General features: G+C 74.6%; 2 protein-coding genes. One reads left to right on the top strand and one right to left on the bottom strand.

The window, feature by feature from the left end:
* The first annotated feature begins 41 nt into the window (after window positions 1–41).
* Window positions 42–248, top strand: a complete 207-nt coding sequence (locus CLV71_RS20780) for a hypothetical protein (protein ID WP_133904475.1) — start codon at window positions 42–44, stop codon at window positions 246–248.
* Here CLV71_RS20780 and CLV71_RS48525 read toward each other — a convergent pair.
* Window positions 226–12516 (bottom strand): type I polyketide synthase, encoded by a 12291-nt coding sequence (locus CLV71_RS48525; RefSeq protein WP_133904474.1) that lies wholly within the window; start codon window positions 12514–12516, stop codon window positions 226–228. The genes CLV71_RS20780 and CLV71_RS48525 overlap by 23 nt on opposite strands.
* Window positions 12517–12526: the final 10 nt, after the last annotated feature.

Raw genomic sequence — 12526 nt, 5'->3', positions numbered from 1 at the left:
CCCCGGCGACCGGATCGCGGTCGACGGGCCGCGTCCTGCTGGTGTACGGCCTGATCTCGGTACTGGTCGTGGCCGCGATCGGCCTGGCGCCGACGTGGTTCCGGCGCCGGTGGCTGGGACAACGCCTACCCCGGGCCGAGGCGAACCTCGTGCTGGTCCTCCTCTTCGCGGCGTTGGCGACAGCGACGTGGTTCGCCGGAAGAGCCGCCGGTAATCAGATCGGCGTCAGCGCATGCCTCGCCCGGTGAGCCAGCCGTCCACGGCCTCGGCGGTGGCTGCCGAGTGCACGTCGAACATCGAGAAGTGGTCGCCTGGCACGTCGACGAGGTCGTGGGGCAGCGGCCAACGTGCCCGCCACGTCTCGCCGTCGACCGGCTGCCGGACGTGCGCGGCCACGTAGTCGTTCGGCCGGACGAACAGCGTCGGGGACGGCACCTCGCTCGGCCGCCAGTCCCGGAACACGCGGAAGTACCCGCCCATCGCGGAGAACCGGGTGTCGTCGGTGCCGCCGAAGTCCGCCGCGGCGTCGAGCATCTTCGCCGCGACCACGGCCCCGGCACCAGGGTTGCCCTCGCCGTCGGACTCGTGGAGGTCCGCGGGCAGATAGGTGTCGAGCAGGACGACCGCGGCGACCGGCTCGCCGCGGCGGGCGAGCCGTTCCGCCACGGCGTGTGCCACCCAGCCACCGGACGACACCCCCATCAACACGCAGGTCCGGGGATCGAGCCCGTGCCGCAGCATCGTGTCGAGGTGCAGGTCCACGACAGCCGACACCGCGGCGGGCAACGGCTCGCCGCCGACGAAGCCCACGTTCGGGAGCACGAGCAGCCTGCGCCGCCCGTCGAACGCGGTGCCCAGCCTGGCGAACTCGTGCGCGCCGGAGATGGCCGACACGGAAGGAAAACACACGACGTCCCGGTCGGATCCCGGGCAGTTGCCGCCGATCGTCACCGCGGTGGGCCGTTGGACGACAGTGGCCGGATCGAGGAAGTCCGCTCTGACCTTCGAAGCGCTCATCAGCAGCTCGGTCGCCTCGATCACCTTGCCCGCGGCGCACGCCCGGCGGTACAGCGTGTTCAGGGCGTGCTCCGTGACGTCCGGCGGCGACGAGGCGGTCTCGGCCGTCAACCTCGGGTGCAGGTACGCGGCCAGGGCGGCGGCCGACGGGTTGTCGAACACGACGGTCGTCGGCAGTGCGAGGCCGGTGACGGCGGCGAGCCGGTTGCGCAGCTCGACCGCGGTGACCGAGTCGAAGCCCGCCTCCAGGAACCCTTGTGTGGCACTGATCGCGTCGCTGTCCGGGTGCCCCAGGATCGCCGCGACGTCGGCGCGGACCACGTCGACCAGCACGTCGAGCTGTTCGGCCTCGGGCATGGCCGCGAGACGCCCGCGCAGCCGTGTGCGGTCCGCCACCGCCGCGTTGGCCGCGGCCCGCGGTGTCACCCGGACCAGTCCGCGCAGCAACGGCGGAACGTCGCCGGTGGCCGCCTGGCGCAGTGCCGAGGCGTTGATCCGCACGGGCAACAGCACGGGTGAACCGGCTCGACGGGCCGCCTCGAACAGTGCGAGCCCGCGTTCGTCCGACATCGGGGTCATGCCCGCGCCGCGCAGGCGCGCCCGCTCCCCCGCGCCGAGCCGTTCGGCCATCCCGCCCGACTGCCCCCACCAGCCCCACGCCAGCGACTGCGCGGGCAGGCCCGCCGCACGCCGGTGCTGTGCGAGCGCGTCCAGGAAGGCGTTCGCGGCCGCGTAGTTGCCGACACCGGGGCTGCCGAAGGTCGCCGCGATCGAGGAGTACAGGACGAACGCGGCAAGGTCCAGGTGCGCCGTCAACTCGTGCAGGTGCCACGCGCCGTCGACCTTCGGCGCGAGCACCCGGTCGACCCGCTCCTGGTCGAGCGCCTCGACGAGCCCGTCGTCGAGCACGCCGGCGGTGTGCACGACGGCGGTGAGCGGGTGTCGGGTCGGGATCGCGGCCAGCACCGCCGCGAGCGCGGCCCGGTCGGTCACGTCGCAGGCGGCGACGGTGACGTCCGCGCCGAGGTCGGCCAGCTCCTGCCGCAGCTGCGCGGCACCCGGTGCGGCCGAGCCGCTCCTGCTGGTCAGCACCAGGTGCCGCGTGCCGTGCTCGACCAGGTGCCGGGCGAGCAACGCGCCGAGCGCCCCGGTGCCCCCGGTGATCAGGACCGTCCCGGCCGGATCCCACGGCGTCGGGGAGCCGGTCGCCGCCACACGGGTCAGGCGCGCCGCGAGGACCTCGCCCCGCCGGATCGCGAGACGCGGCTCGCCACTGGACACCACCGCGTGGAGCAGTGCGAGCGGGACGGCCGTGGTGTCGACGTCCACGTGCGTGAACCGGCCGGGGTTCTCGGTCTGGGCCGACCGCAGGAGCCCCAGGGCCGCCGCCAGCGCCACGTCCGGGCGCTCGCCGTCGCGGACCGCGACAGCGCTGTGGGAGACGATCACCAGCCGTGACTCGCGCAGCCGCTCGTCGGCGAGCCACGACCGCACCAGAGCCAGCAGGCCACCCACGCTCGCCCGCACGGCCGTGCCGGTCTCGACACGGTCGGCGGTGCCGAGGCCGACCCACGCGACGACCACGTCGGGAACGGGCTCGCCCGCGTCGAGCGCCTGGCGCAGCGCGTCGAGGCCCGCGTGGGGCTTCGCGGCCGTCAGGTCCGCGTCCTCGGGGCCGTCGAGGACCGCCGAGCGCAGGTCGGTCTCCGGCGCCGCGACGGGGATGCGCGCCCAGCCGAGGCCGAAGAGCGAGTCGTGGACCGGGGTGGCGCCCGTGCTCAACCCCTGCCGGGACACGGGGCGGGTGACGAGTCCGTCCACGGTGGCCACTGGCGCGCCGGTCACGTCGAACAGTGCGAGTGCGACGGAGTCCGTCCCGGTCGGCGTCAGCCGGACCCGCAGGGTGTCGGCCCCGACCGCGTGCAGCCGGACACCGGTCCACGCGAACGCGAGCCGCCCGCCGTCGGCCTGCCCGGTGGCCTGGAGGAAGAGCGGGTGCAGCGCGGCGTCGAGGAGCGCCGGGTGCAGGCCGAACCTGTCCGCCTGGCGGCGGGCGGCCTCGGGGAGTGCGACCTCGGCATGGATGTCCTCCCCCACCCGCCACGCGGCCACCAACCCTCGGAAGACCGGGCCGTACGCGAACCCGTTGTCGGCCATGGCCTCGTAGACGCCGTCGACCGGGAGCGCCACCGCGGCGTCGGGCGGCCAGACCGCCGGGCCGGGTGGCGCGGCGGCGGGTTCGCCGGGGCTCACGACGCCGTTCGCGTGGCGCACCCACGCGTCCTGGCCGTGTTCCGCCTCCTGCGAGTACACCGCGACCTCGCGACGGCCTGCCTGGTCCGCCTCGCCGACCACGACCTGGAGCCGGACGTTCGCCGTCGCGGCCAGGACGAGTGGGGTCTCCAGGACCAGCTCGTCGAGGTGCGGGCAGTCCAACCGGTCGCCCGCGTGCAGGACGAGGTCGACGAAAGCGGACCCCGGCAGCAGCGCGGTGTCCATGACGACGTGCTCGGCCAGCCACGGGTGGGTGCGGACGGACAGTTGACCGGTGAGCACCGCGCGCGAACCGTCGGCCACGTCGACGACGGCGCCGAGCAGTGGGTGCTCGCCGCAGGTGAGGCCGGCGGAACCGAGGTCGCCGACGGCCGGCGGGTTCTCCGGCCAGTACCGCCTGCGGTCGAACGCGTAGGTCGGGAGGTCGATCCGGTCGGGCGCCCGGTCCTCGAACACCGGGAGCCAGGACACGTCGAGGCCCGCCACGTGCGCTTCGGCGAGGGACGTGAGGACCCGGCGTGTGCCGCCGTCGTCGCGGCGCAGCGTGGCGAGCGCGACGGCCTCGGGCTGGACCAGGGTGAAGGTGTCCTGCAGCGCCGCTGTCAGCACGGGGTGCGGGCTGACCTCGACGAACGTGCGACAGCCGTGGTCGAGCAGCCGACGCGTGGCCCGATCGAGCCGGACGGGCCGCCGGAGGTTGTCGTACCAGTAGTGCTCGTCGAGCTTCGCGGTGTCGAGGAACTCACCCGTCGTCGCCGAGCAGAACGGGATGCGTCCCGACCGAGGCACGATGCCGGCCAGCGCCGCGAGCAGCTCCGTGCGCAGTTCCTCGACCTGGTGGGAGTGGCTGGCGACGGTGACCGGGATCCGCTTCGCCCGGACGCCACTCGCGGTGAGGTCGTCGAGCAGGCGGGTGGTGTCCACGGTGTCGCCGGAGACCACGACGGACGCCGGCCCGTTCACCGCGGCGACGGTCAGCCGCCCTCCGAACGCCGCGAGGCGGTCGAGCACGGCCGCCTCGGGCAGCGGCACCGAGACCATGCCCCCGAGACCCGCTTTGCGCGTCAACGCCGCACTGCGCGCGACCACGGTCCTCGCGGCGTCGGCGAGCGACAGCCCGCCGGCCACGTACGCCGCGGCGATCTCGCCCTGACTGTGGCCGACCACGGCATCCGGCTCGACGCCGTGGGCCCGCCACATCGCGGCCAGCGACACCATCACCGCGAACAACGCGGGCTGGACGACGTCGACGCGGTCCAGGCCGGACTCGGGCGAGTGGCCGCGCAGCACGTCCACCAGCGACCAGTCCACCAGCGGCGCGAGCACGTCCGCACACTCCCGGACGTGCTCGGCGAACACCGGCGACGTGTCGAGCAGCTCGGCGGCCATGCCGATCCACTGGGATCCCTGTCCGGGGAACACGAACACGGACCTGCCGGCACGGGCCACGCCCTGGAACACGTTCGGCGCCGCCCCTTCGGCCAGGGTGCGGTCCATCGCCGCGACGAGCTCGTCCCGGCCGGCGCCGACGAACACCGCGCGGTGGGCGAACGTCGACCGCGTCGCGGCGAGCGAGTACCCGATGTCCACCGTGGACACGGCGGGGCGGGCGGCCATGAACCGGCGCAGTCGCCGCACCTGGCCGCGCAGCGACTCGGCGCTGCCGGCCGAGACGGCGAGTGGCAGTACGCCGCCGTCGGCCTCGTCCGGCGGAGCCTCGTCCACCGCGACTCCCTCCACCACCAGGTGGGCGTTGGTGCCGCTGACCCCGAACGAGGAGATCCCGGCGCGGCGGGGGTGTTCGGTGTGCGGCCACGGCCGGGGCGTCGTCAGCAGGCGTACCTCGCCCGACGTCCAGTCGACCTCCGGTGTCGGCTCGTCGACGTGCAGTGTGGGCGGCAGTGTCTCGTGGCGCAGCGCCATCACCATCTTGATCACGCCGGCCACGCCCGCCGCCGCCTGGGTGTGGCCGATGTTGGACTTCACGGAGCCGAGCCACAGCGGACGGTCGCGGTCGTGGCCGTAGGTGGCGAGCAGGGCCTGCGCCTCGATGGGGTCGCCGAGGGTGGTGCCCGTGCCGTGGGCTTCGACGGCGTCGACGTCGTGCGGGCGCAGCCGGGCGTTGGCGAGGGCCTGCCGGATGACCCGCTCCTGCGACGGCCCGTTGGGGGCGGCGAGACCGAAGCTGGCGCCGTCCTGGTTGACGGCCGAGCCGCGGACGACCGCCAGCACGTGGTGACCGTGCCTGCGCGCGTCGGCGAGCCGCTCCAGGACGACGACGCCCGCGCCCTCGCCCCACCCGGTGCCGTCGGCTGCGGCCGCGAACGGCTTGCACCGGCCGTCCGGCGCGAGCCCGCGTTGCCTGCTGAAGACCGCGAACGGACCCGGGGTGGTCAGGATCGTGACGCCCCCGGCCAGTGCCAGCGAGCACTCGCCGCCACGCAGCGACTGGACCGCGAGGTGGACGGCCACCAGCGACGAGGAGCAGGCCGTGTCCACCGAGATCGCCGGGCCCCGCAGGCCGAGGGTGTAGGCCACCCTGCCGGACACGACACTCGCCGTGTTGCCGGTCAGCAGGTACGCCTCCGCGTCGGGTGTGCCCCGCGCGACGAGCGATCCGTACTCCGTACCGGAGATGCCCGTGAACACGCCGGTCTCGCTGCCGTGCAACGAGGTGGGGGCGATGCCCGCGCGTTCGAGGGCCTCCCACGCCACCTCGAGCATGACGCGCTGCTGCGGGTCCATGGCGAGTGCCTCGCGCGGACTGATCCCGAAGAACCCGGCGTCGAAACACGTGGCGGTCGGGACGAAACCGCCCTCGCTCACGTAGCTCGTGCCGGGGCTGTCGGGGTCGGCGTCGAACAACGCGGCGAGGTCCCAGCCGCGGTCGTCCGGGAACGCCCCGATCGCGTCGCCGCCGGAGAGCACGAGGTCCCAGAGCTCCTCCGGCGAGTCGGCGCCACCGGGGAACCGGCAGCCCATCCCGACGATCGCGACCGGCTCGTCGGTGCCCGCGACAGCCGCGGGCACCGTCGTCGCGACGGGTACCGCGTCACCGGCGAGGTGACCGTGCAGGAACCGCGCGAGCACCGAGGGCGTGGGGTGGTCGAACGCGAGCGTGGCGGGGAGCCGCAGGTCGGTCTGCGCGGCGAGCCGGTTGCGCAGCTCCACCGCCGTCAGGGAGTCGAACCCGATGTCGCGGAAGGGCTTCGCCGCGTCGATGCGCGCGGGGTCGGTGTGCCCGAGCACGGCCGCGACGTTCTCCAGGACGAGATCGAGCAGGCTGCCCTGCCGCTCGGCGGCGGTCATGCCGGCAAGGCGTCGCCGCAGGGAGGTCCCGGCGCCATCGGCCGCGGTGGTGTTGGTGGCCTTCCGTGGCGTCGCGGCCACGAGAGCACGCAGCACCGGCGGCACGCCGGTGCCCGAGGCGAGGCGGCGGAGAACAGCGCGGTCCAGGCGCAGCGGCACGACCACCGGATCGGGTGTGCCGACGGCGGCGTCGAACAACGCCAGTCCGTCCTCGGTGGACAGTCCGGTCACGCCTGCCTGCCGCATGCGGGCGCGGTCGGTGTCGGTGAGGTGCGCGGTCATCCCGGTGACCTGGGCCCACATCCCCCACGACAGCGACACCGCGGGCAGCCCGTTGACGCGGCGGTGCCGGGCGAGCGCGTCCAGGAACGCGTTGGCGGCAGCGTAGTTGCCCTGCCCGGCGCCACCCAGCGTGGCGGTCGCGGAGGAGAACAGGACGAACGCCGACAGCCGCGTCCCGCTCGTCAGCTCGTGCAGGTGCACGGCGCCGTCGACCTTCGGCCGGAACACGGTGTCGACGCGCTCGGGGGTCAGCGACGCCACGACGCCGTCGTCCAGGACCCCGGCGGCGTGCACGACCGCGGTCAGCGAGTCCCCGGCCGACGCGAGGAGATCCCGCACGGCGTCACGATCGGCCACGTCGCACGCCACGGCCCGCACTCGCGCGCCCGCCGCCGTCAGCTCGGCCACGAGGTCAGTCGCGCCGGGGGTGTCGGCACCGCGGCGACCGGTCAGCACCAGGTCCCGGACGCCGTGCGCGGCGACCAGGTGCCGGGCCAGGGCGCCGCCCAGCACGCCGAGACCGCCCGTGACGAGGACCGTGCCGCCGGGGTCGAGGGTCCCGGGCATGGTCAGCGCCACCTTGCCGACGTGGCGGGCCTGCGCCATGTGCCGGAAGGCGTCCGGCGTGCGGCGGATGTCCCATGCGGTCACCGGTGAGCGCCGCACCACGCCCCGGTCGAACAGTGCGAAGACCTCGGTCAGCATCCGCTGGACCCGCTCGACGCCCGCCTCGTGGAAGTTCGAGGGCCGGTAGGTCAGCCCCGGGTGGTCCGAGGCCACCTGTGCCGGGTCGCGGAGATCGGTCTTGCCCAGCTCGGCGAACCGGCCGCCCGGCGCGAGCAGCCGCAACGACGCGTCCACGTACTCCCCGGTCAACGAGTTCACCACGACGTCGACGCCCCGACCACCGGTCACCGCGCGGAAGCAGGCCTCGAAGTCCGTCGACCGCGACGAAGCCACGTGGTCCTCGGCCACGCCCAGGGCGTGCCACTTGTCGGGATGCGCGGTGGCGAACACCTCCAGCCCCAACCACCGGGCGAGCTGGATGACGGCCATACCCACACCACCAGCACCCGCGTGGACCAACACCGACTCACCACGCCGCGCACCCACCACATCCACCAACGTGTAATACGCCGTCAGGAACGCCACAGGCACCACCGCCGCGTCCACAAACGACCAACCGGGCGGGATCCGGTGCAGCATCCGCTCGTCGGCGATGGCGGTCGTGCTGAACGCGCCTGCGACCAGACCGGTGACGTGATCGCCGACCGCGAGCGAGGATACGCCGGGCCCCACCTCGGTCACGACACCGGCCGCCTCGCTGCCCAGCAGCTCGTCCGGCGCGTCGACCACGCCCAACGCGACCACGATGTCGCGGAAGTTCACGCCCGCCGCGCGGACCGCCAGCCGCACCTGCCCATGACCCAGGGTGCCGAGTCCTTCCGGCGCACTCACCAGAGTGAGGTCACGGAAGGACCCCCGGGCGCGCATCCCGATCCGCCAGGCGTCGACGCCGTCAGGCACCGACAGGTCGCCGCCGTGTTCGAGCGCCCTCGACAACCGTGGCGCGAACACCGCGTCGCCGCGGACCGCGCACTGCGGCTCGCCGGACCCGACGACACCGACCACACCGGTCACGGCCGCCGGCCCGTCCTCGCCGATGTCCACGAGCACGAACCGGCCGGGGTTCTCCGCCTGGGCACTGCGCACCAGCCCCCACACGGGCGCCCACGTGAGGTCCGGGGTCTCGTGCCCGGCGACCGCCACGGCGCCGCGCGTCACCAGCACCAGCGGGACTCCCGCGAGCGTCGGCTCCGCCAGCCACGCGCGCAGCAGCTCCAGCACCGCCCCCACGGCGCCACGCACTGTGTCGACCCCGTCGGCCAGGGCGGACACGTCGACCGCCACGGTCGTCGGCTTCGCCGCGGCGACGGCCGCCACCTGCGGGCACGCGGGGACGCCGAGACCGAGCCGGTCCGGCCCCAGCACCGCCCAGCCGTCGATGTCCGCCCCGGTGTCGACCGCGACCGGTGCCCAGTCCACGCGGAACAACGCCTCGCCCGCCGGGGTCGATCGCGGGGCAGCGGTCGCCGGACGGAACGCCAGGGAGTCCACCACGGCCACGGGCCGGCCGGACTGGTCGGCCACGGCGACCGAGATCGCGTCCGAGCACTCGACGGGGCTCACCCGCACCCGCAGCGCCGTGGCGCCGACGGCGAACAGGGACACACCGGTCCACGCGAACGGCAACCCACCGCGCGTGCCTTCGCCGGGCGCGGGCAGGAGAGCGACCGCGTGCAGTGCCGAGTCGAGCAGCGCGGGATGGACACCGAAACCCGCCACGTCCACGTCCTGGGGCACCGCCACCTCGGCGAAGACCTCGTCGCCACGACGCCACGCCGACCGCAGCCCCCGGAAGGCCGCCCCATACGCGAACCCGCGCCCGGCCAGCGACTCGTAGAGCGAGCTCACGTCCACGGCCTCGGCGTCCTCGGGCGGCCACGCCTGCGACTCCACGTCGTCGCACACCGCGTCCGCGGAAACGGTGCCGGTGGCGTGGCAGACCCAGGACTCTGCCTGGGCGTCCCCGCTGTCGGGCTGGGAGTGGACGCTCACCGCACGCCGGCCGTCGACCTCGGCACCCACCCGGACCTGCACGCGGGCCCCACCTCGCGCCGGCAGGCCAAGTGGCGCCTCGAGCACCAGCTCGTCGACGTGGCCACAGCCCACCCGGGAACCCGCCTGCCACACCAGCTCCACGAACGCGGTGCCTGGCACCACGACGGTGCCCGACAACGCGTGCGCACCCAGCCACGGGGTCGTCGCCAGGGACAGCCGCGCGGTCAGCACGACGCCCTGGCCGTCGGCCAGCACGACGGCCGTGTCCACCAGGGGGTGCCCGGAGCCGCCGCCCGCCGAGGGACGCGCCGACACCCAGTACCGCTCGTGCTCGAACGGGTAGGTGGGCAGGCCGACGACGCGGGCGCCGGAGCCGGCGTGCACCGCGGGCCAGTCCACCCGGACGCCCGCCGTGTGGGCCGCGGCCAGCGCGGTCGCCAGCCGTCGCGGACCGTCCTCGCCCCGGCGCAGTGTGGCGAGCAGCGTGCCGGGCACCCCGGCCGCGTCCACCGTCTGCTGCAGGCCGATGGTCAGGACGGGGTGCGGACCGACCTCCAGCAGCACCCGGTGTCCCTGGCCGAGGACCGCGCGGACGGCGTCGTCGAACCGCACGGCCGCACGGAGGTTCCGGTACCAGTAGTCGGCGTCCAACGCGGTGGTGTCCAGTACGTCCCCGGTCACCGTCGAGTAGAACGGCACCGTTCCCTGCTGTGGGCGCACACCCGCGAGCGCGGTGCTCAGCTCGTCGCGCACCAGCTCGACCTGGGCGGAGTGGGCGGCGTAGTCGACCGCGACGCGGCGTGCGTCCACGCCGTCCTCGGTCAGGGCGGCCAGCAGTGCCTCGGCGGCGGCGCTCTCGCCGGACACCACGACGGACGCCGGTCCGTTCACGGCGGCGATCGACAACCGGGCACCGAAGGCGGCCAGCCGGTCCGCCACCTCGTCCGGGGTGAGCGGCACCGACACCATGGCCCCGGAGCCGGCCAGGGACCGCAGTGCCCGGCTGCGCAGCGCCACCACCGTGGCGCCGTCCTCGAGCGACAACCCGCCCGCGACGCAGGCCGCGGCGATCTCGCCCTGGCTGTGGCCCACCACCGCCGCCGGGACCACACCCGCGGCCCGCCATACCGCCGCCAGCGACACCATCACGGCCCACAGCACCGGCTGGACGACGTCCACCCGGTCGAGGCCGGGTGCCCCCGGCGCACCACGCAACACCTCCGGCAGCGACCATGCCACGTGCGGCCGGAGTGCTTCGGCGCACTCCCCCAGCCTCGCGGCGAACACCGGGGAGGAGCCGAGCAGGTCGACGGCCATGCCCGGCCACTGCGAGCCCTGTCCTGGGAACACGAACACCGGGTCGGTGTCCGCGACCGGGCCGGACACGTGTCCGCCCTCGCTGAGCGCGGCCAGCCCGGCCAGCAGCTCGGCACGGTCGGTACCCACCACGTGGGCCCGGTGGGCGAGGTGCGACCGGGTCGTCGCGAGCGACCGGCCCACGTCGGCCGCGGACAGCCCGGGGTGGGCCGAGACGTGCTCCCGCAGGCGCGCCGCCTGTGCCCGCACGCCGGCCGCGGACCGTGCCGACACGGGCCACACGGTCACGCCCTCGTGCCCCGCCCCGCCTGCGTCCTCGGTGCGTGCGGGCGCCTGTTCGATGATCAGGTGCGCGTTGGTGCCGCTCACGCCGAACGACGAGACGCCTGCCCGGCGCGGCGCCGCGGTCTCCGGCCACGGCCTGCGCTCGGTCAGCAGCTCCACGGTGCCCGCGGACCAGTCCACGTGCGGTGTCGGCCGGTCGACGTGCAACGACGCGGGCAGGACGCCGTGACCCACCGCGAGCACCATCTTCATCACGCCTGCCACGCCGGCGGCCGCCTGCGTGTGCCCGATGTTCGACTTCACCGACCCCAGCCACAGCGGCCGGTCCCCGGACCGCTGCCGCCCGTACGTGGCGAGCAGCGCCTGCGCCTCGATCGGGTCGCCGAGTGTGGTGCCGGTGCCGTGCGCCTCGACCACGTCCACATCGGACCCGGACAGCCCGGCGTTGGCCAGTGCCTGGTTGATGACCCGTTGCTGCGACGGCCCGTTCGGCGCCGCGAGACCGTTCGACGCGCCGTCCTGGTTGACCGCCGAGCCACGGATCACGGCCAGTACGTCGTGACCCGCGCGTTCCGCGTCGGAAAGCCGTTCCAGCACCAGGACGCCCGCGCCCTCACCCCACCCGGTACCGTCGGCGGCGGCCGCGAACGGCTTGCACCGGCCGTCCGCCGCGAGCCCGCGTTGCCTGCTGAACCCCACGAACACACCGGGCGAGGCCATCACGGTCACGCCGCCCGCGAGCGCCAGCGAGCACTCGCCGCCACGCAGCGCCTGGACCGCCAGGTGGATGGACACGAGCGACGAGGAACACGCGGTGTCCACGGACACGGCGGGCCCCTCGAGGCCCAGCGCGTACGACACCCGTCCCGACACGACGCTCGCCGTGTTGCCGGTCAGCAGGTACGCCTCGGTCTCGGCGGCGCCCGCACCGTAGCCCTGGCCTGCCACGCCGACGAACACACCGGTCGGCGTGCGCGCCAGCCCGGCAGGGGCGATGCCGGCGTTCTCCAGCGCCTCCCAGGAGATCTCCAGCAGCAGCCGCTGCTGCGGGTCCATCGCCAGCGCCTCACGGGGCGAGATCCCGAAGAAGTCCGCGTCGAAACCGGCGGCGTCGGCCAGGAACCCGCCTTCTCCGACGTGGCTCGTGCCGGCGCGGTCGGGGTCCGGGTCGAACAGGTCCGTGAGGTCCCAGCCGCGGTCCTGGGGGAACGGGCCCACCGCGTCACCACCCGTGGACACCAGTTCCCACAGCTCGTCCGGTGTGGTCACGCCGCCGGGGAAGCGACACCCCATGCCGACCACGGCGACGGGCTCACGCCGCCCGTCCTCCAGCTCACGCAGGCGCGCGCGGGTCTCGTACAGCGTGACCGTGACGTTCTTCAGGTGTTCGAGCAGCTTGTCGTTGTCCACAGCGGTTTTC

This window comes from Actinophytocola oryzae, assembly GCF_004364325.1.
In the GTDB taxonomy this organism is placed as follows: Bacteria; Actinomycetota; Actinomycetes; order Mycobacteriales; family Pseudonocardiaceae; genus Actinophytocola; species Actinophytocola oryzae.
The sequence above is the reverse complement of the archived record's forward strand: the minus strand, read 5'-3'. Positions and strand labels throughout refer to the sequence as shown.